This window comes from Sphingobium sp. SG1, assembly GCF_057063145.1.
Map to the genome: position 1 here is coordinate 87,102 of NZ_JBVVOJ010000011.1, position 16,776 is coordinate 103,877.

The 16,776-nt window shown below is 65.1% G+C and carries 15 protein-coding genes; 12 read left to right on the top strand and 3 right to left on the bottom strand.

What is annotated here, in order from left to right; all coding sequences use genetic code 11:
• Positions 1-32: 32 nt before the first annotated feature.
• Positions 33-2,828, top strand: a complete 2,796-nt coding sequence (locus AC0KVN_RS20260) for a TonB-dependent receptor (protein ID WP_169863386.1) — start codon at positions 33-35, stop codon at positions 2,826-2,828.
• Here AC0KVN_RS20260 and AC0KVN_RS20265 read toward each other — a convergent pair.
• Positions 2,806-3,540, bottom strand: coding sequence for a YggS family pyridoxal phosphate-dependent enzyme (locus AC0KVN_RS20265; protein ID WP_125986557.1), 735 nt, complete (start codon positions 3,538-3,540; stop codon positions 2,806-2,808). The genes AC0KVN_RS20260 and AC0KVN_RS20265 overlap by 23 nt on opposite strands.
• Positions 3,541-3,563: 23 nt before the next feature.
• On the opposite strand from AC0KVN_RS20265, the gene AC0KVN_RS20270 reads away from it, so the two are divergent.
• The 3 genes from AC0KVN_RS20270 (at position 3,564) to AC0KVN_RS20280 (ending at position 4,944) form a co-directional block, all read left to right on the top strand.
• Complete coding sequence (locus AC0KVN_RS20270; RefSeq protein WP_435567867.1) at positions 3,564-4,118, top strand: thiamine phosphate synthase; 555 nt, start codon at positions 3,564-3,566, stop codon at positions 4,116-4,118.
• Positions 4,119-4,214: 96 nt separating this feature from the next.
• Positions 4,215-4,538: a carboxymuconolactone decarboxylase family protein gene (locus AC0KVN_RS20275; RefSeq protein ID WP_367349648.1), complete on the top strand. Its 324-nt coding sequence runs from the start codon at positions 4,215-4,217 to the stop codon at positions 4,536-4,538.
• On the top strand, positions 4,525-4,944 hold the full coding sequence (locus AC0KVN_RS20280) for a putative quinol monooxygenase (RefSeq protein ID WP_435567866.1): 420 nt from the start codon (positions 4,525-4,527) through the stop codon (positions 4,942-4,944). Before AC0KVN_RS20275 ends, AC0KVN_RS20280 begins: the two co-directional genes overlap by 14 nt.
• A 61-nt stretch (positions 4,945-5,005) precedes the next feature.
• Here AC0KVN_RS20280 and AC0KVN_RS20285 read toward each other — a convergent pair whose 3' ends face one another.
• Positions 5,006-5,734, bottom strand: a complete 729-nt coding sequence (locus AC0KVN_RS20285; RefSeq protein ID WP_004209179.1) for a hypothetical protein — start codon at positions 5,732-5,734, stop codon at positions 5,006-5,008.
• Between the two features lie 234 nt (positions 5,735-5,968).
• Here AC0KVN_RS20285 and AC0KVN_RS20290 point away from each other — a divergent pair, with 234 nt between their 5' ends.
• The 6 genes from AC0KVN_RS20290 (at position 5,969) to AC0KVN_RS20315 (ending at position 13,413) form a co-directional block, all read left to right on the top strand.
• Positions 5,969-6,415 carry a DUF3576 domain-containing protein gene (locus tag AC0KVN_RS20290; protein WP_004209178.1) on the top strand — a complete coding sequence of 149 codons (447 nt, stop codon included), beginning with the start codon at positions 5,969-5,971 and terminating at the stop codon, positions 6,413-6,415.
• Positions 6,416-6,518: 103 nt separating this feature from the next.
• Positions 6,519-9,032 carry a leucine--tRNA ligase gene (gene leuS / locus AC0KVN_RS20295; RefSeq protein ID WP_435567865.1) on the top strand — a complete coding sequence of 838 codons (2,514 nt, stop codon included), beginning with the start codon at positions 6,519-6,521 and terminating at the stop codon, positions 9,030-9,032.
• Between the two features lie 64 nt (positions 9,033-9,096).
• Positions 9,097-9,657: an LPS assembly lipoprotein LptE gene (lptE, locus tag AC0KVN_RS20300; protein WP_435567864.1), complete on the top strand. Its 561-nt coding sequence runs from the start codon at positions 9,097-9,099 to the stop codon at positions 9,655-9,657.
• Positions 9,654-10,682, top strand: a complete 1,029-nt coding sequence (gene holA, locus AC0KVN_RS20305) for a DNA polymerase III subunit delta (RefSeq protein WP_004209175.1) — start codon at positions 9,654-9,656, stop codon at positions 10,680-10,682. Before lptE ends, holA begins: the two co-directional genes overlap by 4 nt.
• A gap of 43 nt (positions 10,683-10,725) precedes the next feature.
• On the top strand, positions 10,726-11,130 hold the full coding sequence (msrB, locus tag AC0KVN_RS20310; RefSeq protein ID WP_004209174.1) for a peptide-methionine (R)-S-oxide reductase MsrB: 405 nt from the start codon (positions 10,726-10,728) through the stop codon (positions 11,128-11,130).
• A gap of 189 nt (positions 11,131-11,319) precedes the next feature.
• Positions 11,320-13,413: a transglycosylase domain-containing protein gene (locus tag AC0KVN_RS20315; protein WP_037519233.1), complete on the top strand. Its 2,094-nt coding sequence runs from the start codon at positions 11,320-11,322 to the stop codon at positions 13,411-13,413.
• Between the two features lie 9 nt (positions 13,414-13,422).
• On the opposite strand, the gene AC0KVN_RS20320 is transcribed toward AC0KVN_RS20315, so the two are convergent.
• Complete coding sequence (locus AC0KVN_RS20320) at positions 13,423-14,388, bottom strand: retroviral-like aspartic protease family protein (RefSeq protein WP_048938030.1); 966 nt, start codon at positions 14,386-14,388, stop codon at positions 13,423-13,425.
• A gap of 278 nt (positions 14,389-14,666) precedes the next feature.
• On the opposite strand from AC0KVN_RS20320, the gene rho reads away from it, so the two are divergent.
• The gene (gene rho, locus AC0KVN_RS20325) at positions 14,667-15,923 is read left to right on the top strand and encodes a transcription termination factor Rho (RefSeq protein WP_004209171.1); all 1,257 of its coding nucleotides are present in this window, start codon (positions 14,667-14,669) and stop codon (positions 15,921-15,923) included.
• 116 nt (positions 15,924-16,039) lie between these two features.
• Positions 16,040-16,759, top strand: coding sequence for a YjbE family putative metal transport protein (locus AC0KVN_RS20330; RefSeq protein WP_435567863.1), 720 nt, complete (start codon positions 16,040-16,042; stop codon positions 16,757-16,759).
• Positions 16,760-16,776 lie beyond the last annotated feature (17 nt).

The window sequence follows — 16,776 nt, forward strand, 5'->3', positions numbered from 1 at the left end:
GCCAGGCGGGCCAGGAGAGGATGCACATCATGATGCACAAGAGCCTTTGGCTGCTGTCCGCCGGTGCCGTCGCGCTGGTGGGCGCCATGCCGCTTGCCCATGCCCAGGATGCCGCGCCGCAGGCGGCAGTGGACACCGAAAGCGTCGACATCATCGTTACCGCGACCCGCCGCGCCAGCCCGTTGTCCGACGTGCCGATCGCGGTATCGGCGGTCGGCCAGCAGGCGATGCAGAATAGCGGCGCCAATGATATTCGCGCGCTCAATCAGCTGGCGCCGTCCCTGCTGGTATCCTCGACCGGGACCGAGGCCAATGGTTCGGCCCGCATTCGCGGCATCGGCACGGTCGGCGACAATCCTGGCCTGGAAAGCTCGGTCGCGGTGTTCATCGACGGCGTCTATCGTTCGCGCACCGGCGCGGGCCTCAATGATCTGGGCGAGATCGAGCGGGTCGAGGTGCTGCGCGGGCCGCAGGGCACGTTGTTCGGCCGCAACGCGTCGGCCGGCCTGATCAACATCGTCAGCAAGGCGCCGGAATTCACCCTGGGCGGCATGGCCGAGGCGACCTACGGCAATTATGATTATTGGCGCCTGGCCGGGCGCATCACCGGCCCGATCGCCAAGGGGATCGCGCTGAGCCTGGACGGCGTCTGGTCGAAGCGCGACGGTTTCTACGATCTGGTCGATGCCAGCGGCAACAAGGTTGGCGATACCAATGACCGCGACCGTTATTTCCTGCGTGGTCAGGCACTGATCGAACCCAGCGATGCCCTGTCGATCCGGCTGATCGGCGATTATACCAATCGCGACGAAAGCTGTTGCGGCGCGGCCTATGTCGAGACGCGCGAACGGCGGCCGGCGACCGGCGGCGGCTATAGCACGGCGCCGTTCAACCGCATCGGCGCGATCCTGGCCGGGCAGGGCAGCGTCTTCCCCGCCGATCCCTATGATCGCGAGCTGACCATCACCGAAGGGCGCGACTATGTCAGCAAGCTCAAGGATTGGGGCGTGTCGGGCGAGATCAACTATGATCTGGGCGGCGCGAAACTGACCAGCATCACCGCCTATCGCGACTATAAATCCCGCGACTATGGCGATTATGACTATTCGGGCGCCGACCTTCTCTATCGCGATCCCAACACCTATCGCCAGTTCAAGACCTTCACCCAGGAATTGCGGGCGCAGGGTTCGGCCTTCAACGAGGCGCTCGACTGGCTGGTGGGTGGCTATTACGCCAATGAGAAGCTGACGCTGGAGGATAATATCCGCTTTGGCGCCGACTATGGCCGCTTTGCTGCCTGCCGCCTGATGGCGGGCGCGGGCGTCAACAGCAACTTCACAGCGGCGCAACTGGCGGCCTGCGGCAGCGGTCTTGCCACTTCGGCGCTGATCGGCGGCACGCAGGCGAACCTCAATGCCGGCCTGACCGCCGCGCTGATCAATGCCGGGTTGCCGGCCGGCGTTGCGGCGGCGCAGGCGGGGGCGATCTCCACCGGCCTCGGCAATGGCCTGCGCGCGCTGGCGGCAATCCCGGAAGGCACCGGCGACGTTGCCTCCATCTATCGCCAGAAGAGCGAGAATTGGGCGCTCTTCACCCATAATATCATCCACATCACCAAGCGGCTCGATCTGACCCTGGGCCTGCGCTACACGCATGAATCGAAGAAATTTTCTTCGGATTTCAATAACAACAACGCGACCTGCGCGGCGTTGCAGGCCTCTTCGCTGCCGACGCTGGCGACCAATGCGTCGCTGGGCAGCGCGGCGGCGCTGGCGGGCGGCATCCTGACGCTCGGCTGCCTTGGCAATGGCTCGACCACGCTCAATGCGCTCGACCTCAACGACAAGATCAGCGACGGCGAGTTCAGCGGCACGGCGGTGCTGTCGTGGAAGCCGATCGACGAGATGCTGGTCTATGGCAGCTATTCCAAGGGCTATAAGGCGGGCGGCTTCAACCTCGACCGCTTCCAGCTGGGATCGACCGGCCTGAACACGGTGCCGGCGGTCTATGCGCCGCGCACCAATGCCGATGTGACGAGCCTGCGCTTTGCCGCAGAGAAGGTCGATGCCTTTGAAATCGGCTTCAAATATACCCAGCCGAAATGGAGCGCGAACATCGCGGCCTTCCGTCAGGAGTTCAAGAATTTCCAGCTGAACACCTTCAACGGAACTAGCTTCGTCGTGCAGAATATCAATGGCTGTGACAGTGCCCTGTCGGCGGCGCGGACCTGCGATTCCGGCGATGTCGGACCGGGGCTGATTAGCCAGGGCGTGGAACTGGAACTGACCGCTTCACCGGTGCGCCATTTCCGCCTGACCGGTGGCCTGACCTACGCACGGGCGAAATTCGCCAAGCGACTGGTCGGCAGCGGCGATGGCAGCGTGCCGCTCGATCCGGCGCTGTTCCTGTTGCCGGGATCGATCAACAGCAATGCGCCGCAGCTGGTGACGACCGCGAGCATGGCCTGGACCCCCGATATCGGGTCGAACGGCCTGTCCGCGCTCTTCTACATCGATGGCCGCATGATGAGCGACTATAATACCGGGTCCGACCTGTTCCCGGAAAAGGCGCAGGACGGCTTTGCGGTGTTCAATGCGCGCGTCGGCCTGCGGGGCAAGGATCAGCGCTGGGCGGTCGAATTCTGGGGCCAGAATATCTTCAACCAGGATTATACCCAGGTCGCCTTCAGCAGCCCGCTCCAGTCGAGCAGCCCGGCGACATCGACCACCGGTCAGTTCGTGCAGGGCGCGCCGATGGCGAACCAGCTCATCTCCGCCTATCTGGCCGAACCCCGCACCTATGGCATTACCTTGCGGGGGCGTTTCTGATCATCCCCAGGCCGCTCCGGGGGACGGGGCGGCTGACGGGGGCACGTTCGCCGAACAGGGCGGTGCCGACGCGAATGTCGGTGGCGCCCAGCATCAGGGCGGTTTCGAAATCGCCCGACATGCCCATCGACAGGCGCGGGAGGCCCTCTTCCCGCGCCATTTTCGCGAGCAGGGCGAAATAGGGGGCGGGTTCGACATCGGCCGGGGGCACGCACATCAGGCCGAGCAAGGGGATGTCGGCGTCGCGCGCGGCGGCAATCAGAGCCGGCACATCGGCGATCGGGCAGCCGCCCTTCTGTTCCTCGGCGCCGATATTCACCTGGATGAAGCAGGGCAGGCGCTTGCCCGCGGCGTCCATTGCCTTGGCGAGCGCGGTCAGCAGCGAGAGGCGATCGAGCGAATGGATGACGTCGAACAGGGCGACGGCATCGGCGGCCTTGTTCGACTGCAACTGGCCGACCAGATGCAGGGTCAGATCCGAGAATTGTTCGCGCAGGGCCGGCCATTTGTCCTGGCTTTCCTGGACGCGGTTTTCGCCGAAGACGCGCTGGCCGGCGTGGATCAGCGGAAGGATCGCTTCGGCTGGCTGGGTCTTGGACACGGCGATCAGATTGATGTCGTCGGCACTGCGCTGGGTCAGGCGGGCGGCGCGGTCGATCTGGTCGCGCAGGGTGGCGAGGCGGGCCGCAGCTTCGGGGATGTCGGTGGTCATGGCGGCTGCTATAGGCGATGGCCATGCACGCCCGCCACCGCAAAAAGCTGCCCGGCCTATGGCTGATGACCGATGAGCGGGTGGAGGATGCGTCGTTGCTGGCGGCGGCGGCGCGCCTGCCACGCGGGCGGGCGGGAATCGTCTTTCGCCATTATCGTACCGAAGCGGTGAAACGGCGCGCGCTGTTCGAGGCATTGCGGGCGATTGCGCGGCGCCGGCGACTGGTGCTGATGCTGGCGGGGGACACGCGGACGGCCGCCGCCTGGCGCGCGGATGGCTGGCATGGGCGGGATGGGGTGAAAAATTTCCACAGACTTATCCACAGCCAGGCGGCGCATGACCGGCGGGAGGTCGCAGCGGCACGGTCGGCTGACCTGGTCTTCCTTTCGCCGCTGTTCCTGACCCGGTCGCATCCTGGTGCCGGGGCGCTGGGGCGGATCGGCTTTGCGGCGCTTGCGCGGCAGGCGAAGGCGCCGGTGATGGCGCTGGGCGGGGTCAGGGCAAAGCACCGGCATATGCTGCGCGGAATCGGCGCGGTGGGCTGGGCGGCGATCGACGGACTGACCGACCATATATGAATTGGGGTCATGGGGCCTAGCGCGGATGCGGGCCTAATAGCCTGTGGATAAGTCGGCTAGGCTTGGGCGACGCCGTCCATTTTGCGGAGACCCGACATGACCGAACCCACTGACGCGCGCCGATCCTTTGGCGATCTGGCGCCTCATCTGGCGGAAATGACCGACAAGACCCTGTTCGGCGAAGTCTGGGCCGATCCGGCACTGACGCCGCGCGACCGCAGCCTGATCACCATCACCAGCCTCATCTCGCTCTATCGCGGCAATGAGCTGCCCTTTCACCTGCAGCGGGCACTGGACAATGGGTTGACGCGCGAGGAGATCATCGCGACCATCACCCATCTGGCCTTCTATGCCGGCTGGCCGCCGGCGATGACGGCGCTGGGGATCGCCCGCAAGCTGTTCGACGATGCGCAGGACTAAGGCGGCGATGGGCGCATTGACGCTGGCCGCCTTCATGCTGGGCGTCGGGGCCGGGCGACAGGCCAAGGCGCAGGCCGCGCCGGACAAGCCGATCGTGCGGATCGCGGAGCTGGAGATCGATCCGGCGCACATCGAGGACTATAAGGCCTATCTGCGCGAGGAGATTGCCGCATCGGTGGCGCAGGAGCCGGGCGTGCTGTCGCTGTCGGCGGTGGCGATCGCCGGAAAGCCGGCCAGCATCCGCCTGCTGGAAGTCTATGCCAGCGACGCGGCCTATCAGGCGCATCTCAAGACACCGCATTTCCTGAAATATAAGCAGGGCACCGCCGACATGGTGCAGTCATTGCGCCTGATAGAGACGGAGCCGGTCATGCTCTGCGCCAAGGGTGGCGGCAGCTATTGCTGACGCGTTGAAGCGATCGGCATCAGGCGATGCCGATCATGCGTATCCCTGCCTTTTCAGGCGATCAGAATTTGAAGATGGTGCCCAGATAGACGGCCTGGTTGTCCTGACGCTCGTCGGTCATCGGGGTCAGGCGGCCGGCAACGCTGTTGTTGTAGCGGATGCCCGCCGTCACGTTCAGGTTGCGGGTCAGCGAATAGGAGCTGGCCAGATCCAGCGAATAATCCTTGTCCGCACTCGGGTTGCGGACGGTCGCCGTCGGCTCGCGGCGGCTTTCCAGCAGCACCTTGGTGCTGAAGCGATCCTTCTTGCCGTCATCCAGCGAGAAATTCTTCGCATCGACCATGGTTTCGACCGGAACCGGGTCCAGCGCCTTGCGGCCGGTATTTTCCGGCAGGGCGAACTTGCGCCAGCCATGCTCGCCGTTCAGGCTGAAGCTGACGGGTGCGATGTTGACCGGGACCACCGAGCGGTTGGCGGCAACGCGATCGACGTCGCTGGCGCGCACCATGACGGTGATCGACCGCTGGCCGCTGAGCGAACCGCTGGTCGGCGTGAAACGGAAATTCTGGCGACCGGCCGAGGCGGCGATCTTCGCATAGGCCGCAGCCAGACGCGAATCCTTGGTCGTGGGGGTGAAGGAGGAAATGCTGCCCAGCGCGCCAAGCGACACAGGAGCTTCTTCACGCATGCGGACGAGATCGGTTGCGGCGCCAAAAGCGGGCGACAGCATGAAGCCAGCGACGGCGATCGCCGAGCCTGCCAATGCCAAATGTCCCCGTTTCACGCGCATGATTCGAATCTCTTCCCCACCGGTTATTTTTCAAGACGCATTAGACACCAAAAAGCGCCATTGACCAGAGGCGCTATCCGCTTTTTGTCTGAGCTGTTGCACAGAGCACACAGACTCCGAGGACGGGTTGCGACGATCCGTGGCGTGTCGGACCCGCGCGCCCCCTTGCCCAATGGCGCGCGTCGACTATAGAAGCGGGGCGTTTTTCGTCTTTTTCAAGCTAGGACATGCCTGATGGTCCGTCGCCTTCCCGTTACCCTTTCCTCCGGTCTTCTGCTGGCTGCGCTCCTGCCGCTTGCCGCATGCGGGGGCGGCGCGAAGGAACGGCCCAAGGCCGATCTGGCCGCGTCGAAGGTCACCACCATCGGCGTCAACGCCTATCTGTGGCGCGCCAGCCTGGACACGCTGTCCTTCATGCCGATGGTGCAGACCGATTCCAACGGCGGCGTCATCGTCACCGACTGGTATACCAATCCCAACACGCCGAGTGAACGGATGAAGGTCACCGTGTCGATCCTGGACCAGGATCTGCGCGCCGACGCGCTGCGCGTGGCCGCCAGCCGCCAGGTCAACCAGAATGGCCAGTGGGTCGATGCCCCGGTGCAGGCCGCGACGGTGCAGAAGCTGGAAGAGATCATCCTGACCAAGGCGCGCGACCTGCGCCGCATGGCGATCGGCTGAACCACCCCTTTCGGGCGCGACTGATACGGTAACGCCCTGTTTTCAAACCATCGGGGCTGGGCTTTTACAGAGCCCAGCCCGCTTGCATTTGTAAGGACATGACATGCAAAGGCGCTTCAACCCGCTGGAGGCCGACGCCCGCTGGCAGGCCGTCTGGGACGAGAAGCAGAGCTTCAAGGCGGACGATGCCTCGACGAAGCCGCGCAGCTACGTGCTGGAGATGTTCCCCTATCCGTCGGGGCGCATCCATATCGGTCATGTCCGCAACTACTCGATGGGCGACGTGCTGGCGCGCTTCCGCCGGATGACCGGCCATGAAGTGCTGCATCCGATGGGCTGGGACGCGTTCGGCATGCCGGCCGAAAATGCGGCGATGGAAAAGAAGGTGCATCCGGGCGAATGGACCCGGTCCAACATCGCCAATATGCGCGCGCAGCTGAAGAAGCTGGGTTTCGCGATCGACTGGAGCCGCGAACTCGCGACCTGCGAGCCGGACTATTATGGCCATGAACAGGCGCTGTTCCTGGATATGCTGGAATCCGGCCTGCTCTATCGCAAGGAAAGCCAGGTCAACTGGGATCCGGTCGACATGACCGTGCTGGCGAACGAGCAGGTGATCGATGGGCGCGGCTGGCGTTCGGGCGCGCTGGTCGAGAAGCGCAAGCTCAACCAGTGGTTCCTCAAGATCACGCAGTTCGCCGATGATCTGTTGGGGGGCCTCCAGACGCTCGACCAGTGGCCCGACAAGGTGCGGCTGATGCAGGAAAACTGGATCGGCAAGTCAGTCGGCCTGCAGTTCAGCTTCAAGCCGGTCGCGCCGTTCGACAGCGAAATCGAAGTCTATTCGACCCGTCCCGACACCATCTTCGGCGCCAGCTTCGTCGCGATCGCGGCCGACCATCCGGTCGCGCAGGCCGTCGCCGCGAACAACCCCGACGCGGTTGCCTTCATCGAGAAGTGCAAGGAAGGCGGCACCACCGCCGCCGAGCTGGAAACGGCGGAGAAGCTGGGCTTCGACACCGGCCTGACGGTCGCGCATCCGTTCGATCCCGATTGGCACCTGCCCGTCTTCATCGCCAATTTCGTGCTGATGGACTATGGCACCGGCGCCGTCATGGGCGTGCCCGCACATGACCAGCGCGACCTCGACTTCGCGCGCAAATATATGCTGCCGGTCGAGCGCGTCGTCGCATTGGACGGCGAAGCCGACAAGCCGATCCATGACGAGGCCTATACCGGCCCCGGCAATCTGGTGAACTCGCGCTTCCTGGATGGCATGGCAGTCGAAGCCGCCAAGGCCGCCGTCATCGCCCGCGCCGAGGGCGAAGGCTGGGGGGCGGGCAAGACCGTGTTCCGTCTGCGCGACTGGGGCGTGTCGCGCCAGCGTTACTGGGGCACCCCGATCCCGGTCATCCATTGCGATGATTGTGGTGTGGTGGGCGTGCCCAAGGACCAGCTGCCGGTGAAGCTGCCTGAGGATGTGACCTTCGACATTCCCGGCAATCCGCTGGATCGTCACCCGAGCTGGAAGCATGTCGATTGCCCGTCCTGCGGCAAGGCGGCGCGGCGCGAGACCGACACGCTCGACACCTTCGCGGATTCGAGCTGGTATTTCATCCGCTTCGCCAGCCAGCCCGACGACAAGCCGTTCGATCGTGCGACCGTCGAGCAGTGGCTGCCGGTCGGCCAATATATTGGTGGCGTGGAACATGCGATCCTGCATCTTCTCTATGCCCGTTTCTGGACCCGCGCGCTGCAGCATATGGGCCAGCTGGGCTTTGCCGAGCCCTTCACCGGCCTGTTCACCCAGGGCATGGTGACGCATGAGACCTACAAGGCTGGCGATGGCAGCTGGCTGTCGCCGCAGGAAATCAAGAAGTCCGGCGACGACTATATCCATATCGAGAGCGGGGCGCCGGTCACGGTCGGCCGCGTCGAGAAGATGTCCAAGTCGAAGAAGAATGTCGTCGATCCCGATGACATCATCGAACAATATGGTGCCGACGCCGTGCGCTGGTTCATGCTGTCGGACAGCCCGCCCGAGCGCGACCTGCCCTGGACCGAGGCCGGCATCGAGGGCAGCTGGCGCTTCGTCAACCGCGTCTGGCGCCTGTTCGGCGAAGCCGATGCGGCGGCGGAAGGCCAGGACAAGGCGCTCGACCGCAAGCTGCACCAGACGATCGACGGTGTCGCCAAGGATATCGAGGCGCTGGGCTTCAACAAGGCCGTCGCCAAGATCTATGAGTTGGTGAACGCGATCGAGAAGGCCAAGCCGTCGGCCAGCCGCACCGCGGCGATCCGCGCGCTGGCGCTGCTGGTCGCGCCGATGACCCCGCATCTGGCCGAAGAGGGCTGGGCCGAGATGGCGCAGCCGGGCCTGATCGCCGAAGCCGCCTGGCCGGCGGTCGATCCGGCACTGCTGGTCGAGGATGAAGTGACCATCGCCTGCCAGGTGATGGGCAAGCTGCGCGACACCATCACCGTCCCCAAGGGCACGCCGAAGGACGAGCTGGAAAAGCTGGCGCTGGCCGCGCCGAACGTCGTTCGCACGCTGGATGGCGCCACCCCCAAGAAGGTGATCGTGGTGCCCGATCGTCTGGTCAATCTGGTCATCTGACCTGTGCCCGTCACCCCGACCTTTGGTTCGACAAGGGCGGGGTGACGGGATAAGGATCATGCCCATGAAGCGCATCCTTCCCCTCGTCGCCCTGACTCTTCTCACCGCACCTCTTCTCACCGCCTGTGGGCTGCGCCCGGTCTATGGCGGCGGCAGCCATGGCGCGGTGGCGCAGGGGCTGGGCCATGTCGAGGTGCAGGATATTGCGGGCAAGGGCGGCTGGCTGATGCGCAACGCCCTCAACGACCGGCTTGGCGCGATCAGCAATGGTTCCGGCCCCAGCTACAAGCTGGTGGTGAAGCTGGACGACCAGATCAGCGGTTTCGGTCTGCGGTCCGACGCGGCCATCACCCGTGAGCGGCGCACGCTGCGGGCGCGCTATCAGCTGATCGATGAAGCGACCGGTGCGCAGGTGCTGGACGACAGCGCCGGGTCGGACGCCGGCATCAACGCGACGTCGAGCGAATATGCGACGATCGCGGCCGAAGACACGGCGCTGGAGCGGCTGTCGGAGATCGTCGCCGACCAGATTGTCACCCGCCTGGCGCTGTATGCGACGCGCAAGGAAGGTGCCCAGGCGGCGCCATCGACAGCCCCATCGTCGGCGGCGTCGACCGGCCAGTGAAAGCCAATCGCGGCCAGATAGAAAAGGCGCTCGACGCGCCGCCGTCGGATATCCGCTTCTTCCTGCTCTACGGTCCTGACGAGGCGGGCAGCACCGCGCTTGCCAGGCGGCTGGAGCGGGCGATGGGGCCGGGGGCCGAGCGGGTTGATCTGGACGTGGCCACGCTGCGCGAGGATCCGGCACGGCTGGCGGACGAAGCGGCATCCTTCTCCATGTTCGGCGACAAGCGCTGGGTGCGGATCAACGGCATGGGCGACGAATCGTTGCCGGCGGTGACGGCGTTGCTGGAGGCGGAGGCGGCGGGCAATCCGGTGATCGCGATCGCCGGCGCGCTTAAGGCGACGTCGAAGCTGGTCAAGCTGGCGCTCGACCACAAGGGCTGCATGGCCTTCATCTCCTATCAGCCCGATGCCCGCGAGGCGGAGCAGATCGCCATGGCGACCGCGCGCGAGAACGGCCTGCGTCTGCCGCAGGAACTGGCGCGCCGCATCGTCGACCTGGCCAATGGCGACCGGGCGCTGATGGGAATCGAGATCGAGAAACTGGTCCTCTATCTCGACGCCGCGCCGGAACAGCCGCGCGAGGCGACGGCGGAGGCGCTGGACGCGCTGTCGGCCGACAATCCCGATTCCGACGCGGCGCCGCTGGTCAATGCGGTGTTGGGCGGCGACCTTCGGGCGATGCACAAGGAACTCAATAATCTGGCGGAGATCGGCGCGGCCATGGCGTCGGTGATCCGGCCGCTGCTGACCCGTGCCATGCTGATCGCCAATATCCGCGCGGATTTTGACAGCAGCGGGCGGCTGGAGGCGGCGGTGGAATCGGCCGGCAAGGCGGTCTTCTGGAAGGAGAAGGGGCTGGTCACCCGCCAGGTGCGGCTGTGGGACGCGACCGGCATCGCCCGCGTCATCCAGCGCCTGGCCCAGGCCGAACGGTCCAGCCGCGGCGGCAAGGGGCTGGGCGATCTGCTGGTGCGGCACGAGCTGCTGGCGATCGCCCGACAGGCGGCGCGCGAGCGGGCCTGATCGCGGACTTGATAAGGGCTTCGGCGGACGCCATATTGCGGCCATGGAAAAGCTGGACCTGAGCGAAGCCGAATGGCGTGCGCGCCTTTCCCCCGAACAATATCATGTGCTGCGCGAAGCGGGCACCGAACGGGCCTTCACCGGCAAATATAACAGCAACAAGGCGGATGGCGTCTATTATTGCGCCGGTTGCGGCGCGGAGCTGTTCGATGCCGAGGAAAAATATGACAGCGGGTCGGGCTGGCCCAGCTTCACCGCGCCGGTCGATATCGACGCGGTCGAGGAAATTCGCGACGCCAGCCATGGCATGATCCGCACCGAGGTGCGTTGTGCCACATGCGAGGGGCATCTGGGCCATGTCTTCCCTGACGGCCCCGGCGTCAACGGCCTGCGTTACTGCATGAACAGCGCGTCGCTGGATTTCAAATCGCGCGACGACGCGGAATAAGAGCGTCATAGGGACGGACTGGTGCGGGGCGGGGGCAGCATGTCCTGCCCGCCCCGGCTTGTTCGGACCTCCACCGATATATTCATCGCGGGTAAAGCCGCATCATCCTTACAGACCGGGGAGTTTTCCGGACGAGCGCCCTGATTTGCGCTGGTCCGGGCCGGTAATAGCGCGTATCCGGGGCGGCAAATGGCACGATCTGACAAGAGCAAGAAGGCGCCGGGCAAGGCGAAGAAATGGCTGGTGCGCGGGCTAAAGATCGGTCTGGTCGGCGCCTTTGCCGGTCTGGTCGCGATCGGCGTGGCCGTGTTCATCGCGATGCAGTCGCTACCCGACTATAACAGCCTCAAATCCTCCCCCAATGGCCAGATGATCCGCGTCCATGCGGCGGACGGATCGGTCATCGTCTCCCTGGGGCCGAGCTTCGGCCGCTGGCTGAGCTATGACCAGATTCCCTCGGTCATGGTCGATGCGATGGTATCGACCGAGGATCGCCGTTTCTACATGCACCCCGGCGTCGATCCGGTCGGCATGGCACGCGCGGCCTGGGTCGCGCTGGAACGGCGCGGCAGCGGCCGGCGCTGGCAGGGTGCCTCGACCATCACCCAGCAGGTCGCGCGCAACATCTTCCTCAACAACAGCTATAGCTGGGGCCGCAAGGTCCGCGAGATGGTGCTGGCGATGGCGCTGGAGCGCAAATTCTCCAAGCAGCAGATCCTGGAACTCTATCTCAACAAGGTCTATTTCGGCGGCGGGGCCTATGGCATCGACGCCGCCAGCCGCAAATTTTTCGGCCATCCCGCGCAGAGCCTGGACCTGCCCGAGGCGGCGATCATCGCCGGCCTGGTGAAGGCGCCGTCCAGCTATTCCCCCACCGCCGATGCCGAGGCCGCGATCGGCCGCGCCGGCGTGGTGCTCGACCTGATGCAGGAAAATGGCAAGATCAGCGCTGCCGATCATGCCAATGCCAATCTGGCTGGCGTGCGCATGGCGCCCGAGCCGCCGCAGAACAGCGTGCGCTATTTCACCGACTGGGCGCTGCCGCAGCTCGATACGCTGATCGACGAGCCCAATGAGCCGCTGGAAGTCTATACCACCATCGATCTTGGCATGCAGAATGCCGCGACCGCCGCGGTGAAGGCAAACGTGTCGAACGGCATGCAGGGCGCTCTGGTCAGCCTGGATCGCGACGGCGCGGTGCGCGCCATGGTCGGCGGGCTCGACTATGTGACGTCCAACTATAATCGCGCGACGACCGCCGTGCGCCAGCCCGGCTCGGCCTGGAAGATCTTCGTGTACATGGCGGCGCTGGAGGCAGGCTATACGCCCGATACCGGCGTTACCGATGAGCCGGTGACGATCAATGGCTGGAGCCCGCGCAACAGCAATGGCCGCTTTGCCGGTGCGATCGATATCCGCACCGCCTTTGCCTATTCGATCAACACGGTCGCGGCGAAGCTGGGCGTGGAGGTCGGTTTCCCGACCGTCGCCGACATGGCGCGCCGCTTCGGCATCACCACGCCGATCAACACCCACCCCTCGATGGTGCTGGGCACGTCGGACGTACGGCTGATCGACATGACCCGCGCCTTCGCCTCGATCGCGCGCAAGGGCGTGGCGGTCACCCCCTATGGCATCACCAAGGTGACGACCGCCGACGGGCGGATGCTCTACCAGCATCAGGATGACACCAGCCGCGTGCTGGTGGCGCCCTGGGTCGCGGCGGGCATGACCGACCTGATGCAGACCGCGGTCAGCACCGGCACCGGCAAGGCGGCACAGATCGGACGCCCGGTCGCGGGCAAGACTGGCACCACCAACAGCGGCAAGGATGGCTGGTTCCTGGGCTTTTCCAGCGGCATCACCACCGGCGTCTGGGTCGGCCGGGATGACGCCAAGGCGGTGCCATCGCTCTATGGCGGTCGCGCGCCGGCCCACGCCTTTGCCGATTATATGAAGGTCGCCGTCGCCAAGCGGCCGGTGGAGCAGTTCGAGACCCAGGTCACCCTGCCCGAATGGCAGCTGGAGCCGGACGAGGAGGCCTATTACGGCCAGCCGGATAACGGCATGGAAGGCGGCATGATGGTCGATGAAAATGGCCTGCCGATCGACCGTGCTCGGCCGGCCGGCAGCGAGGCGGAGGATGGCGAGGATATGGCTCAGCCCGATCCGGCCGATCGCCCGGCGCCGCCGCGCCTGGACCAGCAATGGATCGACAATGTGCTGGGCCGCACGCCGCGCCAGCGCCAGCCGGCCCAGCAGCAGCGCCCCGACAATCCCTGACCCTGTGCCTCAGCGTCCCTGACGGGGCGCTGAGGCCGCCAGCCGGACCGGATCGAGCGCACCGGTATCGGGCAGCAGGAAGTCCACCTTGCCCCGGCCGAAGTCGATCGCCACTCGGTCGAACAGCCGCAGCGCATTCATCCCCAGCATCAGCGCCGGCTTGTCGGCCAGGCCCAGCTCGGCAAAGGGGCTGGCCTCGGCGAACAGCACCGGCACACCGGTCAGCTTGACCCGGCCCATGCGCACGAAATCCAGCCGCCCGACATCGCCGGTCAGCGTGTCGCCGGTCACGCTGATGAGGCTGGCCTGCAGCAGTTCGGGGGCGCGCTTCTTGCGCACCAGCTTGTCGCGCAGCGCCAGATTGCCGACGCTGAAATTGGCGCCGGTATCCAGGATGATGTTCACCTTCATCCCGTTGACGTCGGAATCGAGCAGGATCAGCTGTCCCTTGCGCCGGCGCGCCTCGACGATGATCGCATCGGGATCGCGCGGGGGCAGACGGCGGCTTTCGCTGATTTCCATCCGGCCGGTGCGGAAATTGAGCAGCACCCGCTTGGCATGCAGGCTGTCGAGGCCGAGCAGGCCGGCAGCGCCCAGATGCTCGCCGTTCAGCACCGGTGCCTCTATATCGTCCACCGTGGTCGCGCCGAAACCGAGCCGGGGCACGGCGACGGTCGGCACCTCCGCCTTGCCGGTCATGCTGAGGATGGTGACGATCCGCCGATTGGGCAGGGCGAGCCGGTCGGCCAGGTCGCGGGCGATGACCGTGCGCTGCGAGCCGGTGTCGATCACGAAGTTCCACGGCCCCTTGCCGTCGATATTGATGGGAATGGTGACGCGGTCGTCGAGCGAGGGGCCGGTGCGGACGACGGTGGGGGGTATGTCGGGATCGAGCGGGGGGCTATCCTGCGCGGCGAGTGGCAGCGCGGTGAGCGCGCCCGTGGCGATCGCCATCAGGGCACGGAAATAACGCATTTCCTCATCCTTCCGATATTTTATGTCTCATCATATCATGGGGCAGGATATGTCGTCCATCGCCGCAGATGGGGCACCACCTGTCGAAAATCCCCGGATCGCCCATGATTTCAGGCGGAATAGGGAAATGTCCTCGCTTGACTTGAGGGCCGGGCGCTCGCTAAACGCCGACTATTCCCCTCGCCCGTCCGGCGCGAGGCTTTCCCGAGACATCGACCGGGCAAAATCTCCTTTCTTACCCGGCTATTCTATCCCTCACTCCATCGGACCGACTCGCAATGCATCTCAAGGACCTCAAGAAGACAGTTCCCGCCGACCTCGTCACCATGGCGGAAGAACTGGGCGTCGAGGGCGCATCGACCCTGCGTAAGCAGGATCTGATGTTCGCCATCCTGAAGGCCGAGGCCGAAAATGGCGCGCAGATCATGGGTGAGGGCACGATCGAGGTGCTGCCGGACGGCTTCGGCTTCCTGCGCAGCCCTGAGGCGAATTTCCTGGCCGGTCCCGACGACATCTATGTCTCGCCGAACCAGGTCCGTCGCTTCGGCCTGCGCACCGGCGACACGGTCGAGGGCGAGATCCGCGCGCCCAAGGATGGCGAGCGCTATTTCGCGCTGACCAAGCTGCTGTCGGTCAATTTCGATGATCCGGACGTCGTCCGCCATCGCGTCAATTTCGACAACCTGACCCCGCTCTATCCCGAGCAGAAGCTGCGCCTCGACACGCTGGACCCGACCATCAAGGACAAGTCGGCCCGCGTCATCGACATCGTCTCGCCGCAGGGCAAGGGCCAGCGCACGCTGATCGTCGCGCCGCCGCGCGTCGGCAAGACGGTGATGCTGCAGAACATCGCCAAGGCCATCACCGACAATCATCCCGAAGTCTTCCTGATCGTCCTGCTGATCGACGAGCGTCCGGAAGAAGTCACCGACATGCAGCGCAGCGTGAAGGGCGAGGTCGTTTCCTCGACCTTCGACGAGCCTGCCACCCGCCACGTCCAGGTCGCCGAAATGGTGATCGAGAAGGCCAAGCGCCTGGTCGAGCACAAGAAGGATGTCGTCATCCTGCTCGACTCGATCACCCGCCTCGGCCGCGCCTACAACACTGTCGTGCCCTCGTCGGGCAAGGTGCTGACCGGCGGCGTCGACGCCAACGCGCTGCAACGCCCGAAGCGCTTCTTCGGCGCCGCGCGCAACATCGAGGAGGGCGGCTCGCTCTCGATCATCGCGACCGCGCTGATCGACACCGGCAGCCGCATGGACGAAGTCATCTTCGAAGAGTTCAAGGGCACCGGTAACTCGGAAATCGTGCTGGACCGCAAGGTTGCGGACAAGCGTATCTTCCCGGCGCTGGACGTCGGCAAGTCCGGCACCCGCAAGGAAGAGCTGCTGGTCGAGAAGCCGACGCTCAGCAAGATGTGGGTGCTGCGCCGCATCCTCATGCAGATGGGCACGGTCGACGCGATGGAATTCCTGCTCGACAAGATGAAGGATTCCAAGACCAACGAGGATTTCTTCGCGACCATGAACCAGTAAGCGCGGCGGCGGCTGCGCGGTTGTGCGGCCACCCTGCCATATATTTTGCGGTGAGAGCCGGGCCATGTATATGGTCCGGCTTTCTTCATTTTCACATACAGGGACGTTAGGCCGTCATGCTCGACCTTATCGCCACCGCCGCTTCGGCCGCCCAGGGGCTCGGTTCCCCGGCGGATATCTGGCAGCATATCGTCAACGACTTCAGCAATATCGGGACGCCCAGCGCCCTGGCCGCTTTTGGCCAGGTGTTGATGATCGATATCCTGCTGGCGGGCGACAATGCGATCGTCGTCGGCGCGCTGGCCGCCGGCCTGCCGCCCAAGCAGCGCCAGCAGGTCATCCTGATCGGCATCATCGCCGCGCTGGTGCTGCGCATCGGCTTTGCGCTGGTGGTCAGCCAGATGATGCAGATTGTCGGCCTGATCCTGGCCGGCGGCCTGCTGCTGCTGTGGGTCAGCTGGAAGATGTGGCGCGAGCTGCGGCCCAACGCCGGCGCGCATACGCCCGACGATCCGAGCGACGATGATGTATCGGGCGTGCGCCCGGCCAAGAGCTTTGCCGCCGCCGCCTGGTCGGTGGCGATCGCCGACGTCAGCATGAGCCTGGACAATGTGCTGGCCGTGGCCGGCGCGGCTCGCGATCATCCCGGCATCCTGATCATCGGCCTGATCCTGTCGGTGGCGATGATGGGCATCGCGGCGAACATCATCGCCAAATATATCGAGCGCTTCCGCTGGCTGGCCTATATTGGCCTGGCGGTGATCGTTTATGTTGCCTGCTCGATGATCTATGACGGCATCATGGATCGGTCGGTCGGCATATTGACACTATTCTGATCGATCTGATCGACGCT

Bases quoted from the DNA above. Each gene is read 5' to 3' on its own strand.
- leuS (WP_435567865.1), top strand. From the start codon at position 6,519: ATGCAAAGGCGCTTCAACCCGCTGGAGGCCGACGCCCGCTGGCAGGCC.
- AC0KVN_RS20290 (WP_004209178.1), top strand. From the start codon at position 5,969: ATGGTCCGTCGCCTTCCCGTTACCCTTTCCTCCGGTCTTCTGCTGGCT.
- AC0KVN_RS20315 (WP_037519233.1), top strand. From the start codon at position 11,320: ATGGCACGATCTGACAAGAGCAAGAAGGCGCCGGGCAAGGCGAAGAAA.
- AC0KVN_RS20285 (WP_004209179.1), bottom strand. From the start codon at position 5,734: ATGCGCGTGAAACGGGGACATTTGGCATTGGCAGGCTCGGCGATCGCC.
- rho (WP_004209171.1), top strand. From the start codon at position 14,667: ATGCATCTCAAGGACCTCAAGAAGACAGTTCCCGCCGACCTCGTCACC.
- AC0KVN_RS20260 (WP_169863386.1), top strand. From the start codon at position 33: ATGCACAAGAGCCTTTGGCTGCTGTCCGCCGGTGCCGTCGCGCTGGTG.
- AC0KVN_RS20280 (WP_435567866.1), top strand. From the start codon at position 4,525: ATGCGCAGGACTAAGGCGGCGATGGGCGCATTGACGCTGGCCGCCTTC.
- lptE (WP_435567864.1), top strand. From the start codon at position 9,097: ATGAAGCGCATCCTTCCCCTCGTCGCCCTGACTCTTCTCACCGCACCT.
- AC0KVN_RS20265 (WP_125986557.1), bottom strand. From the start codon at position 3,540: ATGACCACCGACATCCCCGAAGCTGCGGCCCGCCTCGCCACCCTGCGC.
- AC0KVN_RS20330 (WP_435567863.1), top strand. From the start codon at position 16,040: ATGCTCGACCTTATCGCCACCGCCGCTTCGGCCGCCCAGGGGCTCGGT.
- msrB (WP_004209174.1), top strand. From the start codon at position 10,726: ATGGAAAAGCTGGACCTGAGCGAAGCCGAATGGCGTGCGCGCCTTTCC.
- AC0KVN_RS20270 (WP_435567867.1), top strand. From the start codon at position 3,564: ATGCACGCCCGCCACCGCAAAAAGCTGCCCGGCCTATGGCTGATGACC.
- AC0KVN_RS20320 (WP_048938030.1), bottom strand. From the start codon at position 14,388: ATGCGTTATTTCCGTGCCCTGATGGCGATCGCCACGGGCGCGCTCACC.
- AC0KVN_RS20275 (WP_367349648.1), top strand. From the start codon at position 4,215: ATGACCGAACCCACTGACGCGCGCCGATCCTTTGGCGATCTGGCGCCT.